Annotated in this window: 16 protein-coding genes and 1 other RNA gene; 9 read left to right on the top strand and 8 right to left on the bottom strand. The window is 69.3% G+C overall.

Annotated elements, in window-relative coordinates; genetic code table 11:
* Nucleotides 1–210: 210 nt before the first annotated feature.
* From ACWDXS_RS35405 to ACWDXS_RS35395, 3 genes are read left to right on the top strand one after another with little or no spacing between them, the layout of a single operon-like run.
* Nucleotides 211–639 (top strand): hypothetical protein, encoded by a 429-nt coding sequence (locus tag ACWDXS_RS35405; RefSeq protein ID WP_378996987.1) that lies wholly within the window; start codon nt 211–213, stop codon nt 637–639.
* The gene (gene pip, locus ACWDXS_RS35400; RefSeq protein WP_449972691.1) at nt 639–1,601 is read left to right on the top strand and encodes a prolyl aminopeptidase; all 963 of its coding nucleotides are present in this window, start codon (nt 639–641) and stop codon (nt 1,599–1,601) included. Before ACWDXS_RS35405 ends, pip begins: the two co-directional genes overlap by 1 nt.
* Nucleotides 1,602–1,605: 4 nt before the next feature.
* Nucleotides 1,606–2,463, top strand: a complete 858-nt coding sequence (locus ACWDXS_RS35395) for a CHAD domain-containing protein (RefSeq protein ID WP_387449391.1) — start codon at nt 1,606–1,608, stop codon at nt 2,461–2,463.
* A gap of 9 nt (nt 2,464–2,472) precedes the next feature.
* On the opposite strand, the gene ACWDXS_RS35390 is transcribed toward ACWDXS_RS35395, so the two are convergent.
* Together ACWDXS_RS35390 and ACWDXS_RS35385 are read right to left on the bottom strand one after the other, a co-directional pair.
* Complete coding sequence (locus tag ACWDXS_RS35390) at nt 2,473–3,903, bottom strand: RNB domain-containing ribonuclease (protein ID WP_449972688.1); 1,431 nt, start codon at nt 3,901–3,903, stop codon at nt 2,473–2,475.
* Nucleotides 3,904–3,923: 20 nt separating this feature from the next.
* Complete coding sequence (locus tag ACWDXS_RS35385; protein WP_378996997.1) at nt 3,924–4,256, bottom strand: hypothetical protein; 333 nt, start codon at nt 4,254–4,256, stop codon at nt 3,924–3,926.
* A gap of 414 nt (nt 4,257–4,670) precedes the next feature.
* On the opposite strand from ACWDXS_RS35385, the gene ACWDXS_RS35380 reads away from it, so the two are divergent.
* Entirely contained in the window at nt 4,671–5,042 is a 372-nt protein-coding gene (locus ACWDXS_RS35380) for a hypothetical protein (RefSeq protein WP_449972685.1), read from the top strand.
* 64 nt (nt 5,043–5,106) lie between these two features.
* Here the strand turns inward: ACWDXS_RS35380 and rnpB are convergent.
* Nucleotides 5,107–5,514, bottom strand: an RNA gene (rnpB, locus tag ACWDXS_RS35375) — RNase P RNA component class A.
* Nucleotides 5,515–5,550: 36 nt separating this feature from the next.
* On the opposite strand from rnpB, the gene ACWDXS_RS35370 reads away from it, so the two are divergent.
* Both ACWDXS_RS35370 and ACWDXS_RS35365 read left to right on the top strand, forming a co-directional pair.
* Nucleotides 5,551–6,438, top strand: coding sequence for an alpha/beta hydrolase (locus tag ACWDXS_RS35370; protein WP_387449383.1), 888 nt, complete (start codon nt 5,551–5,553; stop codon nt 6,436–6,438).
* A gap of 40 nt (nt 6,439–6,478) precedes the next feature.
* Nucleotides 6,479–7,021 carry an NUDIX domain-containing protein gene (locus ACWDXS_RS35365; RefSeq protein WP_378997004.1) on the top strand — a complete coding sequence of 181 codons (543 nt, stop codon included), beginning with the start codon at nt 6,479–6,481 and terminating at the stop codon, nt 7,019–7,021.
* A gap of 286 nt (nt 7,022–7,307) precedes the next feature.
* On the opposite strand, the gene ACWDXS_RS35360 is transcribed toward ACWDXS_RS35365, so the two are convergent.
* The 3 genes from ACWDXS_RS35360 to ACWDXS_RS35350 all read right to left on the bottom strand — a co-directional run bounded on the left by ACWDXS_RS35360 (nt 7,308) and on the right by ACWDXS_RS35350 (nt 10,023).
* Nucleotides 7,308–7,997, bottom strand: a complete 690-nt coding sequence (locus ACWDXS_RS35360; protein WP_378639444.1) for a S1 family peptidase — start codon at nt 7,995–7,997, stop codon at nt 7,308–7,310.
* A 141-nt stretch (nt 7,998–8,138) separates the two neighbouring features.
* On the bottom strand, nt 8,139–9,269 hold the full coding sequence (locus ACWDXS_RS35355) for a bifunctional RNase H/acid phosphatase (protein WP_378997006.1): 1,131 nt from the start codon (nt 9,267–9,269) through the stop codon (nt 8,139–8,141).
* Nucleotides 9,270–9,285: 16 nt separating this feature from the next.
* On the bottom strand, nt 9,286–10,023 hold the full coding sequence (locus tag ACWDXS_RS35350) for a zinc ribbon domain-containing protein (protein ID WP_449972681.1): 738 nt from the start codon (nt 10,021–10,023) through the stop codon (nt 9,286–9,288).
* A gap of 134 nt (nt 10,024–10,157) precedes the next feature.
* Between ACWDXS_RS35350 and ACWDXS_RS35345 the strand changes: the two genes are divergently transcribed.
* On the top strand, nt 10,158–10,760 hold the full coding sequence (locus ACWDXS_RS35345; RefSeq protein WP_449972678.1) for a hypothetical protein: 603 nt from the start codon (nt 10,158–10,160) through the stop codon (nt 10,758–10,760).
* A 6-nt stretch (nt 10,761–10,766) separates the two neighbouring features.
* Here the strand turns inward: ACWDXS_RS35345 and ACWDXS_RS35340 are convergent, their stop codons facing one another.
* Nucleotides 10,767–11,882 carry a Nif3-like dinuclear metal center hexameric protein gene (locus ACWDXS_RS35340; RefSeq protein WP_387449374.1) on the bottom strand — a complete coding sequence of 372 codons (1,116 nt, stop codon included), beginning with the start codon at nt 11,880–11,882 and terminating at the stop codon, nt 10,767–10,769.
* Between the two features lie 97 nt (nt 11,883–11,979).
* Nucleotides 11,980–13,137: an Rv2231c family pyridoxal phosphate-dependent protein CobC gene (gene cobC, locus ACWDXS_RS35335; RefSeq protein WP_449972674.1), complete on the bottom strand. Its 1,158-nt coding sequence runs from the start codon at nt 13,135–13,137 to the stop codon at nt 11,980–11,982.
* 44 nt (nt 13,138–13,181) lie between these two features.
* Here cobC and ACWDXS_RS35330 point away from each other — a divergent pair, with 44 nt between their 5' ends.
* Together ACWDXS_RS35330 and ACWDXS_RS35325 are read left to right on the top strand one after the other, a co-directional pair.
* The gene (locus tag ACWDXS_RS35330) at nt 13,182–13,685 is read left to right on the top strand and encodes a low molecular weight protein-tyrosine-phosphatase (RefSeq protein WP_449972671.1); all 504 of its coding nucleotides are present in this window, start codon (nt 13,182–13,184) and stop codon (nt 13,683–13,685) included.
* Nucleotides 13,685–14,551: an SURF1 family cytochrome oxidase biogenesis protein gene (locus ACWDXS_RS35325; RefSeq protein ID WP_449972668.1), complete on the top strand. Its 867-nt coding sequence runs from the start codon at nt 13,685–13,687 to the stop codon at nt 14,549–14,551. Before ACWDXS_RS35330 ends, ACWDXS_RS35325 begins: the two co-directional genes overlap by 1 nt.
* Nucleotides 14,552–14,949 lie beyond the last annotated feature (398 nt).

The raw sequence follows: 14,949 nt of genomic DNA, 5'->3' as shown, positions 1-14,949 counted from the left end.
CGGGGCGTAGGCGACGAAGGAGCAAGCCCCGGTGCCTGACCGGCGGCCCCTCAGGGCCGCGGACACGCGCGCGCCAGCGCGCCAACAAACACAGCGTCAAACCGTTCGGGGACTACCGAACATCAGATCCAACCCGCCCGTCGGACCCGACGCACCACATCACAAACTGGCAGACTCGATGGCGACACTGTTCGACTAGCAGAGGTACCGATGCCGCAACGCCGTTGGATTTCCCGTTCCGTGCTGTTGATCGCGGGCGCGCTCACCGCCGCGACCCTGACCGCCTGCGGGGGTACGCCACCGGCCTCGACCGGCAGTGCGGGCACCACCACCTCGGCCGCGCCGACGACCACCGCGCCGGCCGGGACGTTGACGATCAGCCCCTCCTCCGCCGCGCAACTGTGCGACATGATCCGGCCCGAACTGTCGAACTTCCGGGTACAGGGCCCGACGCTCGGGCGGATCTCGCTCAACGCCATGGTGCACGACTGGGGCTTCCGCAACGGCGGCATCAACGGGCACGTTCTCGCCGACAAGGCGATGATCGACCGGGTGACCACCGAGAGCTGCCCCGAGGTGCGGACCGAGGCGCTCACCGCTCTCGAATTGCCTTCCCTCGCCGCGGGATTGGCGTTCTGATGCGCGGTCTCTACCCCGAGATCGAACCGTTCGAGCAGGGCCTGATCGATGTCGGCGACGACCAGTCGGTGTACTGGGAGGTCAGCGGTGATCCCGACGGCAAGCCCGTGGTGTTCGTGCACGGCGGACCCGGCGGCGGCACCGGGCCCCTGCAACGGCGCTTCTTCGACCCGGCCGTGTACAAGATCGTGCTGTTCGATCAGCGTGGATGCGGAAAGTCCATGCCGCACATCGCCGATGGGGCTCCCCTGGACACCAACACCACGCCGAATCTGATCGCCGACATGGAGTTGCTGCGCGACCATCTGGGGATCGAGCGCTGGCAGGTGTTCGGCGGTTCGTGGGGGTCGACCCTGGGCCTGGCCTACGCGCAGGCCCACCCCGAGCGGGTGACCGAACTGGTGTTGCGTGGCATCTTCTTGTTGCGGCGCAAGGAAATCGACTGGTACTACAACGGCGCCGCGGGCAACGTCTACCCCGCCGAGTGGGCGAGATTCCTCGCGCCGGTCCCCGTCGAGGAACGTGGGGACGACCTCGTGGAGGTGTATCACCGACTGCTGCACTCCCCCGATCCGCAGGTCGCGCTCGATGCCGCGGTCGCCTGGTCGACATGGGAAGGCGCGACGAGTTCCCTGCTCCCGCAACCGGATCGGGTCGCCGAAACCGCCGAAGCACGCTTCGCTCTCGCGTTCGCCCGGATCGAAAACCACTATTTTCGCCACGGTGGATTCCTCGAGGAGGGACAGTTGCTGCGAGACATAGATCGGATCGCCGACATCCCCGGCGTGATCGTGCAGGGCCGCCACGACATCGTGTGCCCCGCGGTGAGCGCATGGGATCTGCACAACGCGTGGCCGTCCTCGACGCTGCACATCGTCGAGGACGCCGGGCACACCGCGCACGAGCCCGGCATCACCGCCCAGCTGGTGGAGGCGACCGACACGTTCGGAAAGCGAGGCTGACACCATGGCGACCGAGGCCGGAGAAGCCGTCGTCGCGGCGCTACGCGAGGACATCGACCGGCTCTTCGACGCCGAACCTGATGTGCGCGCCGACGCCGACGATTCGGTCCACCAGATGCGGGTGGCCACGCGCAGGCTCCGCAGTGTCCTGCGTTCCTATCGCAAGCTGTTCGACGCCGAGGAAGCCGCCGGCACCGAAGCGGAACTGAAGTGGCTCGCCGACCTGCTCGGCGTGGCCCGCGACGCCGAAGTCCGCGCCGAACGGTTCATCGATCTGCTGACCGGTTACGACCGAGTCCCCGCCGAGGTCACCGATGCCCTGGTCGGGGCCTCCCGTGCGGCCTACACCGCTGCTCACACGGAGGTACTGAGCGCCATGGACGGCAAGCGCTACCGCCGCCTGCGCAAAGTCCTCAAAACCTGGCGCACCGATCCCCCGCTCGCCCCCGAACTCGCCCGCGACAACGCGACCGCTGTCTTCGGCAAGGTCCTGCGCCGCGACCGCAAACGCCTGCGCACACTCGTCTTCGCCGAGCCCACCGCCACCCCGGCGGACCGCGTAGAACTGCTCCACGACATCCGCAAGGGCGCCAAGCGTTTACGCTATTCCTGCGAAGCCGCCGCGACGGTCCTCGGCCCCGACGCCACCGACCTGGGCACCCGGGCCAAGCGCCTGCAATCCGTCCTCGGCGACCACCGCGACGCCGTCGAATCCCGCGAAGCGATCCTGGTGGTAGCGGCAGGTACCCACGCGCCCGCGGCAACCATCTACGAACTCCTCGCCGACACCGAGGAAGCAGCCGCGGGCCGAGCCATCGCCCACTACCCGGCGGCCGCCGCATTCATCTCCGCGGCGAACTGACAGTCGTCACTATCGACGCGGCCCGTCATATTCGAACCCGATAGTCCGAGTTCCCGGATCAGCGACAGCCAACCGCACCGCGACCTTCTCCCCTTCCGGCGGCTGTCCCGCACACCGCGCGAGGATCGGCGGTTCACTGACAAAGATCTCCGCGGGCCGGGACCCGTTGGCATCACGCAAAACCACGGCGGCGAACTCGGTGCCTACCCGAGGCTGGAGGACGGTGGCCTCGGTCAGGTCGACGCAGGCGCGATCGACCTTGTTGGCTACGGCATCGGTGCGGCGCATCGTCTCGGCGGCGGCCTTCACACCGTCGGTCACCCATTGCGGCACGTCGGCTCCGGCATCGCAGGCCAGGCAGATCTCGGTGGTGAACCGGTCGGCCAGCCGTCGCAGTGGCGCCGTCACGTGGGCGTACGGTGCGCCGATCGCACTGTGCGTCAGTTGTTGCGGGGTCGGGTCGTCGAGTTCGGCGAGCAGTGTGTAGCTCGCGCCGCGCAACAACCCGGTGGCTTCCGACATCAGCACCAGCGCGGCGGGGGTGTTCGCGTCGAGTCCCGCGAGCATGCGGCCCACCGGGACCTCGGCGGGCCACTCGACCCCCAATGCCGCCGCCGTGCGCCGCATCGAATCGATCGCGCTCTCCGGCGGTGGCGGCATCGTTCGCAGTAAGCCGACACCCTTGTGCTCCAGCATGATTCGCGCCGCACAAATGCCGGTGAGTAGCGAGACCTGTTCGTTCCAGTCGTCGGCCTCGGTCCGGGGCTCCAACCGCAGGCGCCAGCCGTCACCGTCGGGGATCACTTCCTGCGCGGGCAACCGCAGCGAGATCGCGCCTCGGTCCAACCCCGCCTCGATCCGCAGCCGACCGAATTCGGGCAGCGCGGTCAGCGACGGCGGCAGAGTGCCGGCGTCGGCGGCAGCCTGGACCTGTGCGTAGTCGAACCGCTCCCGGGAGCGCACCAGTGCGCGCTTCACCGAAAAGCTCAGTGGCACAGCATCATTGTCGAGTTCTATGGTCCACAACACGGCAGGCCGGTCGACGCCGGGCAGCAGACTCGCGGTGCCCTCGGACAGCACGGTCGGATGCAGTGCGACATTACCGTCGGGCAGATAGAAGGTCTGCCCGCGCACTTCGGCCTCGGCGGCCAGCGCACTGCCCGGCACGATCACCGCACCGAGATCCGCGATCGCGTAGTGCAGGGTGAAGCCGGTGGGAGTGCGTTCGATATGCAGCGCCTGGTCCAGATCCAGCGCGCTGGGCGGGTCGATGGTCACGAACTCGATATCGGTCCGATCGACCCGAGTGCCCGCGAACGCGTCCACCGCGTCGCGGGCGTCGGAGACGGCCTCGGCCGGATAGTCCGAGGCCAGTCCGAATTCGGAACGGATGGCGCCGAAGTCGACCGGCGCCGAGACGATCCGCTGATGGAGTTCCATTCTCGCAGAGTAGCGATTTCCTACTGCAGTGCGAGCATGGTGCCGTTGAGCTGATCGAGCGGGCCGTACACCGTGAAAGTGACCCGGCCGTTGGGCACGGCGGAGGACACGGTCGCGGCCGCGTCGAGCGCCTGACCGAACGAGGCCGCCGACGGGTGCGGCAGACCGGCCACGGTCAGGCCGAATCGGGACTGGTGCACCCAGGCGGTATCACCCGGGCTGAGGTCGACCTGAACCCCACCGTTGAGCGGGGTCACCGCGACCGCGCTCGCCGAACCGGCACCAAGCGTTGCGAAAACCGCAGTGGCTCCGGCGATCAGTGCACCGGCGACAATGGAACGAACTACCCGCATGTAAATGTGACCTGCTTCCGCGATCGAATGTGTTGGGCTCGCGGAAGTGGCAGCGAGCCCTGCCGACGGCGATCACTCTATGACCTCGCTCACGTTCCCGGCGAGTTCCAGCGCATTTTCCCTGTCTCGGCACACGATCGCCGAGACATTCCGGGCAATTGTTACTGTGGCGGCGGCGCACTCGGCAGCTGCCGGGTTGTGCGGCACTCACGTCGATAAATGGGAGTTTGCGAACGTATGTCGTGGCTGATTTTCGATTACCTGTCGCCGATCCTCGGACCGGACGCGGCCAGCTATTGGGCACACCTGCTGGCGATCAACCCGGGGTAGCTCACCGCTTCGATCCGGAACATGTCGCTTCCCGTTAACCACACGGGAAGCGGCGTGTTTCCTGGGCGGCTAGCATCCCGCTGCGTGAGTAGAACTACCGCCGCCATCGCGGCCAGCGCCACCGTCTTCGCCCTGCTTCTGGCCGGCTGCAGCGATGACTCTTCCTCTGCCGGTTCCCCCGCCGCGTCCACCACGCCCGCGCCTTCCTTCCAGGTCGAAGCCAGCAAGGCGGGGATGTTCGTGGTGAGCTACCGCAACGCCTTCCCGAAGCTGGCGCAGGGGCGCGACGACGCCGCCGTGGCCGCGGTGCTGAACCATTCCTGCTCCGAGATCAAGGCGGGCAAGTCCGAGGCCGACACGATCGCCACGATCAAGAAGGCGGCCAAGAACGGCGACACCGACGCGACCACCGAAGAGGCCACGGCCGTCTACCAGATGTCCACACTGATGTGCTGAGCCGCTGTGCGGCCGAGCGAGGCGGCGGCTCCCGGTGGGAGCCGCCGCCTTCGCGTTGCCTGGGCGGGCGAGCCGGCCTGTAAGCCGGATCCTGTCCCCGATTCGCATCGGGGGGCGACCATCCATCTGGACACACCGTTGCCGGGTGCCTCGAGCGGTCCACCCGCAGGCTCGGGCGAGCAGCCCTCGAACACCTGCGCAGCCGCACCGTTGCCGATGCGACCTTCGACCTTGCTCCGGGCGGGGTTTACCTAGCCGCCCCGGTCACCCAGGGCGCTGGTGCGCTCTTACCGCACCGTTTCACCCTTACCGCACGTGCGTGCGGCGGTTTGTTTTCTGTGGCACTGTCCCGCGGGTCACCCCGGGTTGCCGTTAACAACCGCCCTGCTCTGTGGAGTCCGGACTTTCCTCGGCACCGGGCAGCGACACTGTTCGTGCCCGTTCCCGTTACCGCGGTCGCCCGGCCGACTCGCCCGCCGGTACAGAGTACTCGCTACGGTATTGACTCATGGAACGTGTCGACGTCAGTTTCCCTTCGGGTGACCAGCAGTGCGCCGCGTGGCTCTACCTGCCCGACGGCGCGCCTCGTCCGCGGCCGTTGGTGATCATGGGACACGGGCTCGGGGCCACCCGCGAGATGGGGTTGGATCGGTATGCGCGGCGGTTCGTCGCCGCGGGAATGGGGGTGCTCGCGTTCGACTACCGGAATTTCGGTGCCAGTGAGGGTTCGCCGCGCCAAGTGCTCAACATCGGGCGGCAGCGGCAGGACTGGAAGGCCGCAATCGCCTACGCGCGCAGCATCCGGGGCTTCGACGCCACTCGGATCGCGTTGTGGGGCACCTCGTTCGGCGGGGGACATGTGCTCGCGGTGGCGCCCGACGACGATTACCTCGCCGCGGTGGTGGCCCAGGTGCCGTTCACCAGCGGGTGGGCGTCGGGGATGGCGAAGGGCCCGATCAGCCTGACCAAGGTCGCCACCATCGCCGCCACCGACCTGCTCTTCGGGCCGATCCGCCGCAAACCCGTCCGCATCCGCCTGGCCGGGCGCAAACGCTCCGCGGCGTTGATGAGCGCCACCGACGTGCCGGAAGGCTACGGACGGCTGGCCGAGGAGAGCGACACCTACGATCCCAAAGTGGGTGCCCGCGTGGCATTCTCGACACTGTTCGACTCCCCCGGCCGCCGCGCCAAGTCCTTGAAGGTCCCGGTCTTCTACGCGATCGCCGAGAACGACTCGATCGCCCCCGCCGGCCCGACCCGCAAGGCCGCCGAACGCACCAAACACGCTGTGGTCAAGCAGTATCCGGTCGGCCACTTCGACGTGTACTTCGACGATGTCTTCGAGCAGGTAGTACGCGACCAGACCGATTTCCTGGTGTCGGTCCTTCGCCCCTGAACTGCTCGGATACTCCGGGCCCGTGGGGCACCATGGGGTGATGGAACAGATCAGCTCGCGCACGATTTACACCAACCCGTGGATGCGGCTGCGGGAGGACACTGTTCGGCGGGCCGACGGATCGGTGGGGATCTACGGCGTCCTCGACAAGGTCGACTGGGCGCTGGTGATCCCGTTCGACGGCACGGGATTCCATCTCGTCGAGCAGTTCCGCTACCCGCTGGGCATACGGTGCTGGGAGTTCCCCGCGGGCACCCCGGCGCAGGGGACCACTCCCACACCGATCGAGCTGGCGCACAACGAATTGCGCGAGGAAACCGGGCTGCGCGCCGACCACATGACCCCGCTCGGCGCCTTGGCCACCGCACCCGCACTGACCGACCAGCGCGGCCACTGCTTCCTGGCCACCGGCCTCACCCCCGGCGAGCCGGACCGCGAACACGAGGAGCAGGACATGCGCACGGCCTGGTTCTCCCGCTCGCAGGTCGAGGCGATGATCCTGCGTGGCGAGATCATCGACGCCCACGCGGTAGCCGCCTACGGCCTGCTGCTCATGCACGAGCGCGGCCTCGGCCCCGGCTGATCGCACGACGACATCAGCGTGGCAATGACCTCCGAGGTCATGGCCTTGCCTCGAGCCGGGCCGATACGCTGGGCGGGTGACGACGACGAGCGCCCAGATCGGCCCGTTGATGCGCGAGTGGCGGCAGCGGCGCAAGCTCAGCCAGCTCGACCTGGCACTGATCCCCTCGACGACGCCACCGCCACAGCGCTGCGGGCGATGGGCGACGCACAGCCACCCGGGTGATCGACCACGACAAGGGGCGCAGCACCTGATCGGTACTGCGCCCCTTGTTTTCGTGAGTAGATCAGATGGGCTGGAAGCCCGCGCCTACGCCGCCTGCGCGGTTGAGCACGTCCAGGATCACCTGGATGGGCTGGAAGTACGCGGGCGAGTGGATCGGGTTCGCGCCACCGGTGCACGGGACGTCGAAATCGACCGGGCCCAGGCCGGTGAGACGGCCCTGGTTCATGCCGACGAGGCGGTCGCCGACGACGACGGGGCCGCCGGAATCGCCCGGCTGCGAGCAGTACTGGTTGATGGAGGTGCCTTCGAGCTCACCCCACACCACGCCACAGCTGCGACCGCTGGTACGGCCGTCCGAGCACACCGTGGCGCCGGGGCCGGGCGAGGCGCCGATACCGGCGACGGTGGTCTGGCCGATGGTGCGCACCGGCAGTACCTTCGACGCATCCAGTTGCAGCACAGCGAAATCCAGGTAATCACCGTCGTCGGAGTACGCGACGGTCCCGATCACGCCTGCCTTGAGCGCCTGCTCGGCGCCGACGCGCGAACCGGTCGGCGCGCAGTGTCCGGCGGTGAGGCCGACGAGGCGACCCGCACCGTCGTGGCCGATGGCCGTGAGCGAACAACCGGAGTTGTTGTCGAAGACGATGCCCGAAGCCGCGCCGAGCACCACGCTCGGATCGGCCGTCACACTGCCCGCACCCGCGGACGCGGTGAGCACCCCCGCGATGGCCGCCGCAAACGCCGCCATCCGTAGAAACCTCATCAAGTACCTTTCCTGTGTGGCCGCGGCATTCCGCGCGCCCGAGAATATTTCGGGCGATGCGGCGTCGTCGTTACGCCGACCGTGCGCCGGGGCGACCGTACCGTGCCCGGGTGACGAGCGGCTAGCTCACAGGTACGAGGTGTCGTTGACCAGGCGCACCGAGGCGCCGCCGTCGGGATAGAACTCGGCCACGCACAACGACGCGAGGTCGAGGTGCAGGCGGTACAGCAGCGACGGCCCCACCCCCAGCGCCAGTTGCAGCAGGGTTTTGATCGGGGTCACGTGGCTGACCACCACCACGTTCTGGCCCGGGTACAGCGCCACCAGATCGCGGCGCACCCCTTCGACGCGTTCGCGGACCTGATCGAAACTCTCGCCGCCGGGTGCGGGGATCGACGGGTCGCCGAGCCAGTCGCGGTGCAGCAACGGGTCGCGCTCGGCGGCCTCGGCGAAGGTGAGACCCTCCCAGTCGCCGAAATCGGTCTCGGTGAGGCCGTCGAGGATGCGCAACGGCACGCCGAGGGCTGATGCCGCGGCTTCGGCGGTGGACCGGGCGCGCTGCAACGGGGAGCTCACCACGGCGGCGATATCGCCTTTGGCGGCAAGCATTTTCGCGGCGCGGTCGACCTGCTCGCGACCGAGGTCGGTCAGCGGCGGGTTGCCGCGGCCGGAGTAGCGGCGCTCCACCGACAGCGCGGTCTGGCCGTGGCGCAGCAGCAGCAGGCGGGTGGGCTTGCCGACGGCGCCGGTCCAGCCGGGCGAAACCTTGTTCGCGTCAACAGATTTCGGCACGTCGACTTCGTCACCGGCGGCATGTCCGGCCGCGACGGCTTCCCGCACGGTTCCGGTGAGTTCACCGTCGTCCATCGCCTCGTTCGCGAGCCGGTCGGCGTGCGAGTTCTCGGCGCGCGGAATCCAGGTGAAGCTCACCCGATCGAATCCGGCGACCAGTGCCCGTGCCTGCTCGGCGAGCGGAATCATCGAGGCGTGCTTGATCTTCCAGCGTCCCGACATCTGCTCGACGACGAGTTTGGAGTCCATCCGCACCGTGACGACGCGGGCGCCCAGCTCGGCCGAGGCCGCCAAACCCGCGATGAGACCACGGTATTCGGCCACGTTGTTGGTGGCGACGCCGATGTACTCCTTGCGTTCGGCGAGCACCCGCACGTGATCGGCGGCGAACACCACCGCGCCGTAGCCGGCCGGGCCGGGATTGCCGCGCGAGCCACCGTCGGCTTCGACGATCACCTGGCTCATCGGCGCACCGCCGCGATCACAGCCCCGATTCCTTGGTGCGCACCATGATCGCGCTGCATTCCGGGCAGCGCAGGACCGCGTCGGGCGCGGCCTGGGCGATGCGCTGCATCTCGCCGCGGTCGATCTCGATCCGGCAGGCGCCGCAGCGACGGGCCTGCAGCAGGGCCGCACCGACACCGTGCGCCGCGCGCTGCTTGTCGTAGACGGCGATCAGGTGGGCGGGGAACAGGCCGATCAGCTCGGAGCGGTCCTTCTCGCAGCGCTGCTGCGCCACTTCGAGATCGGCCATCGCCTCGTCGCGCAGACGTTCGGCGTCCTCGAGGTCCTGGTCGGCCTTGCTCAGCCGCGCACCGGCGTGGTCGTGGTCGGCGAGCATCGCCTCGCGCTGCTCCATCACGGTCAGCAGCTCGTCCTCGAGCACCGAGCGGCGACGCTCCAGGCTGCCCAGTTCGTGCTGGATCTCGGAGAGCTGCTTGGCGGCGACGGTGCCCGAGGTGAGCATGCCGCGGTCGCGGTCCTCACGCTTGCGGACGGCGTCCACCTCGCCCTCCAGCTTGCGGATGTCGCGGTCCAGATCGTCGATGCCGATCTCCACCGCCACGGCCGCGTCCTTGTAGCCGTGACGTTCGGCCGCCAGACGTGTCACTTCCTGCTGTTCCGGCAGGGCGGAACGGCGGTGGGCGATGCGCGTCAACTCGGCATCGACTCCTGCGAGCTGCAACAGCTTGGTCTGGACCGACGGTTCGACATTCAACGCGCACGAACTCCTGAACACAGTGGACGGATGGATCGATCAACCGTACCGCGCCGCGGGGTGTGATCACGCCATGACCCGAAGAGATGGCCGAAGGCGGGAACCGAACGCGTCCCGGCCGCGTCCAAGCAAGTGTGACCACATCGAACCCGAGAATTGACCTGGCACTGCCGCTGCGCCCGCACATCTTCGACTCCCACGCCGAACCGCGCCAGCTTCAGCTGACATTGGCGACCCCGTTACCCCCGGTGTGTCTCGTGCACGGGCAGGACGCGATCGAGCCGAAGGAGCAGATCCTGCGGTTCTGGGGCAAGCCGGGCGCCTACCGCCAGGAAGGTGTCGGGCGGCTGCTGTGGGAGCGGCCCAAGAGTGCCCTCGGCGCGCTCGTGGTCGATTGCAACGAGCCGCTCGCGATCGTCAAGGCGCGGTGGCCCGAATGTGAGCGATGCGCGGCGCGGGCGGATGCGCGCATCAAGAAGCTGATCGCCTACTACGTGAGCAGCCTGGTGCCGTTGTTCGTCGGCGGGGCGCTGATGATGGCCCGTCCGTCCGCCTTCGCGTGGATCCTGTGCGCGGCCGGAGTCGGGCTCGTCTTTCTCGCGGTGCTGCTCGGTCCCGCGGTGTTCGTACGTACCGACCGCTACCTCGAAGCGACCCTGGCACCGGACGCGAGCTCGGTCACCGTGCGGGCACATCCCGACTTCGCCCGATCGTGGTCCGGTCAGGCGCAGTGGTGACACCGATCAGCCGCTGACCGTCCACGGGTCGGTGCGCAGCGTGCAGACGCGGGTCCGCACCGCGGGAAGGGCGATGTTGACGAACTGTTCGGCCTGACCGCACCAGGGGAACTCGGTGGCCCAATGAGCGGCGTCGATGAGGGCGGGGCCGCCGCGCCGCAGGTGCTCGTCGACGGGGTGGTGACGCAGGTCGGAGGTGAGGTAGGCGTCGACGCCGGCGCGGATGGCCCTGTCGAGGTAGGAGTCGCCCGCGCCGCCGCAGACGGCTACCCGTTCGATGACACGTTCCGGATCGCCCGCCGCGCGCACACCCCAGACGGTGCGTGGCAAGCCGGCGCCGACGCGTGCGGTGAACTCGCGCAGGGTTTCGGGCTGCGCGAGTTCGCCGATGCGGCCGATACCGAGCGAGGACGGCAGGGGTGCGCGTTCGGTGACGTGGTAGGCGGGCTCCTCGTAGGGGTGGGCGGCGCGCAGGGCGGCGAGAACGGCCAGGCGCGAGGTCGGGGGCGCGACCACTTCGACAGCGTCCTCGGTGACGATCTCGACCGTGCCGATCGCGCCGATCGCCGGGGCGGCGCCCGCGATGGGCAGGAATTGCCCGGTGCCCGCGGTGTACCAGGCGGCCTCGCGGTAATCGCCGATCGCGCCCGCGCCCGCGGTGAACAGGGCCGACATCAAGGAAGCCGTGTGGGTCTGCGGCACCTGGATGACCCACTTGTCCACGGCGGCGATGGGTTTGGGATCCAAGGGCCCGGTGACAGTGAGGCCGACGGCCGCGGCCAGCGCGTCGGAGACGCCGGGGTCGGCGGAGTCGGCATTGGTGTGGGCGGAGAACAGGGCACAGCCGGATCGGATCAGCCGGTGCAGCAGCGCGCCTTTGGGCGTATCGGCGGCGACGGTATCGACCCCGCGCAGCAGTAGCGGATGGTGGACGACCAAAGCCTGTGCGCCCCAGCCGATCGCCTCGTCGACGACAGCGGCGGTCGCGTCGACGGCGAAGACCACCTTGGTGACCTCCTGCGCGGGGTCACCGCAGACGAGCCCCACCGAGTCCCACGATTCGGCCAGTCGCGGCGGGTACGCCGCGTCGAGTACCCCGATCAGTTCGGCCAGGTCGGTCACCGCCGCCTCCTTCGTTGCGTGGGAATATTCGTCGTGGTGTCCACGCGCGCCGAGCCTGCTGTTCCGCTCTGCGCGCGTCCGCGTCGATGTGCCCGATTCACCACAGTGCCGCGTTCAGCGCATCGATCAACCCGTCGACTTCGGCTGCACCTCGCACAGCGACACGGAGGTGGTCGGGCCCCAAGCCTGGGAACGTGTCGGCCCGGCGAACGGCGACGCCGCGGTCGGCGAGACGTTTACGCAGGAGCGCGCCATCGCGGGCGCGGAGCAGGAGGAACGGTCCGGTGGCCGGGGTGTGGACGTCGAGGCCGAGCGCGGTGAGACGGTCGATCATCGCGGTGCGGTCGACAGCGATGCGGGCGGCGTAGCGCTGGGACTCCGCGACGGCGGCGGGTTCGGCCGTCGCGATGATCGCCTCGAGTTGGAGGGTACCGAGTGGCCAGTGCGGGCGGCCATGGGCCAGACGGGCCAGGACCTCGGGAGCGCCGAGGGCGTAGCCGCATCGCAGACCGGCCAGTGCCCAGGTCTTGGTGAGGCTGCGCAACACGATGACGTCGGGGGCCGACAGACCCGCCAGCGACTCCGCCTCACCGGAAACGACGTCGCCGAGCAGATGGCCGTCCGACGCGGGATCGTCATCGACGCAGGCCCCGCCGAAGGACGACGAGCGGGAGGTGCGCTCGTCCGCGATGCCGGAGGGCGCGCGCCGACCGACGACCGCGTCGGTGAAGGCTTCGTCGACCACGATGGTCCGACCTGGGCGGCGCAGCGCCTGAATCGTCTGCGCGGAATGCAGGACCGAGGTGGGGTTGGTGGGGTTACCCAGGACGACGAGGTCTGCGTGTTCGGGGACCAGGGCGGGGTCGAGGGTGTACGGGCGTTGCAGGATCACCCTGGTGACCGGGATGTCCGCCTCGCGCAGGGCCAGTTCCGGCTCGGTGAAGGACGGGTGGATGACGGCGGCGAGGCGCGGGGCCAGGCGCGGCAGCATCGCGAAGCCCTCGGCGGCGCCTGCCAGCAACAGCACCTCGTCGGGCGAGCGACCGTGGCGGGCGGCGACGGCGGCGCGGGCGGCGTGCTCGTCGTCGGCGCTCGGGTAGCGGCCGAGGTCGGCCAGGCGGGCGGCCAGGCGATCGCGCAGCCAGTCGGGTGGGGCGACGCCCTGGACGTTCACGGCGAAATCGAGCATGCCCGGACGCGCCTCCACGTCGCCGTGGTGGCGCAACATAGCGGGATCGACGGAGTCCTCGAGCACAACTGCACACCCTACGTGGCGGCGATTCGGCGCCACGGGCGAGAATGGCTCTCGTGGGTCCACTACATGTCTCGTTCATTTGCACAGGCAATATCTGCCGGTCACCGATGGCCGCGAAGATGTTCGAGGCGCACCTCTACCGAGCGGGTCTCGCGAACCGCGTGCGGGTGAGCAGCGCGGGCACCGGTTCGTGGCATGTCGGCGACGCGGCCGACCCGCGTACCGAGGCGACCCTGCGCCGCGCCGGATACCCGACCGAGCACACCGCGGCGACCTTCGGTCCCGAGCACAGTGACGCCGACCTGATCATCGCCTTGGACACCGGCCACGATCGCGAACTCGCGCACCGCGGCGTCCCCACCGAGCAGCGCAGGCTGCTGCGCAGCTTCGACCCCGCGGCCGACGGCCGCGATGTGCCGGACCCGTACTACGGCTACCAGTCCGATTTCGACCTCGTCCGCGACCAGATCGAGGCCGCCATCCCCGGCCTGCTCGACTGGGTCCACGCCGAGCTCGACGCGCGCAACCCCGCCGACGTGCAGCTCTGATGCGCAAACTCACCTTTCTGCTGCGTCCCAGCTGGCTGATCCTCGCGGTGATCGTCGCCGCGTTCGCCTACCTGTGCTTCACCGTGCTGGCGCCGTGGCAGCTCGGCAAGAACAACAGCACCGAACACCGCAATCAGCTGATCGCCGACTCTGTGCAGGCCGACCCCGTGGCCGTCACCGATGTCCTCGACGGCGACTCCGGCACCCACACCGAGTGGCGCAAGGTCACCGCGACCGGCGCCTTCGTCCCCGAGTCGACCGTCCTGGTCCGCCTTCGCCACCTCGACGGCGCCCCCGGCTACGCCGTCCTCGCCGCCTTCCGCCTCGACGACGGCCGCACCCTCCTGGTCGACCGCGGCCTGGTCGCCTCCGTCGACGGCACCCGCCCACCCGCGATCGCCGACCCGCCCGCGGGCCCGCAACGCATCGAAGCCCGAGTCCGAGCCTCCGAGGGCGTGGTCCCCGACAAAACGCCCAGCACCCAGGACGGCTTCCGCCAGGTGTACACGGTCGACACCACCCAGGAATCCGCCGTCCTCGGCACCCCCCTCACCCCCGTTCCGACCGGCACCGACAAGGGCGGCTACCTCCAGCTGGCCGCCGACCAGCCAGGCGCCTTCACCCCGACCCCCCTGCCCCAACTGGACGCGGGCCCCTACCTCTCCTACGGCCTCCAATGGCTCGCCTTCGGCCTGATGGCCCCCCTCGGCCTCGGCTATTTCGTCGTAGCCGAGCTCAAAGCCCGCCGCCGAGACCGCGCCCAACCGTCTACCCCGACGAACCCCACGCCCACCGCAGACACCCCCACCCCCGCCCAACCCACCACAGAAGCCCGCCTAGCGGACCGCTACGGCCGCAACCGCTGACAGCTGTTCGCCACCCCGCGAATCCAGCACATCGTCCGCGAACTCAACTGCCTCTCGTCTGCGCACACCGCGAAGACCGCAGCTCCACCGGACCCCATGCCACATCGTGCACCCCAGATCCACCATGGCCGCCACCCCCACAGCCACACCGCGCACCCCAGGCCAACCATGACCGCCACCCCACAGCCACACCGCGCACCCTAAATCCGCCATCACCCCCACCCCCAGCCACACCGCGCACCCCAGATCCGCCATGACCGCACTCCCACCCACCACCCGCGACCCCTAGGGAGCGGCGGCCACGAAGTGGCCGGTCCGCGGCCGGGCCGCCGGTCAGGCGCCGCGGAGATGCGACGAAGGAGCGATTCCGCGGATCGGAAGAGCGTGGTGTGGGGAAA

This window comes from Nocardia sp. NPDC003183 (assembly GCF_053590715.1).
The sequence above is the reverse complement of the archived record's forward strand: the minus strand, read 5'-3'. Positions and strand labels throughout refer to the sequence as shown.

Coding starts and splice junctions, on each gene's coding strand:
- ACWDXS_RS35405 (WP_378996987.1), top strand. CDS start 211: ATGCCGCAACGCCGTTGGATTTCCCGTTCCGTGCTGTTGATCGCGGGC.
- pip (WP_449972691.1), top strand. CDS start 639: ATGCGCGGTCTCTACCCCGAGATCGAACCGTTCGAGCAGGGCCTGATC.
- ACWDXS_RS35395 (WP_387449391.1), top strand. CDS start 1,606: ATGGCGACCGAGGCCGGAGAAGCCGTCGTCGCGGCGCTACGCGAGGAC.
- ACWDXS_RS35390 (WP_449972688.1), bottom strand. CDS start 3,903: ATGGAACTCCATCAGCGGATCGTCTCGGCGCCGGTCGACTTCGGCGCC.
- ACWDXS_RS35385 (WP_378996997.1), bottom strand. CDS start 4,256: ATGCGGGTAGTTCGTTCCATTGTCGCCGGTGCACTGATCGCCGGAGCC.
- ACWDXS_RS35370 (WP_387449383.1), top strand. CDS start 5,551: ATGGAACGTGTCGACGTCAGTTTCCCTTCGGGTGACCAGCAGTGCGCC.
- ACWDXS_RS35365 (WP_378997004.1), top strand. CDS start 6,479: ATGGAACAGATCAGCTCGCGCACGATTTACACCAACCCGTGGATGCGG.
- ACWDXS_RS35360 (WP_378639444.1), bottom strand. CDS start 7,997: ATGGCGGCGTTTGCGGCGGCCATCGCGGGGGTGCTCACCGCGTCCGCG.
- ACWDXS_RS35355 (WP_378997006.1), bottom strand. CDS start 9,269: ATGAGCCAGGTGATCGTCGAAGCCGACGGTGGCTCGCGCGGCAATCCC.
- ACWDXS_RS35330 (WP_449972671.1), top strand. CDS start 13,182: ATGGCTCTCGTGGGTCCACTACATGTCTCGTTCATTTGCACAGGCAAT.
- ACWDXS_RS35325 (WP_449972668.1), top strand. CDS start 13,685: ATGCGCAAACTCACCTTTCTGCTGCGTCCCAGCTGGCTGATCCTCGCG.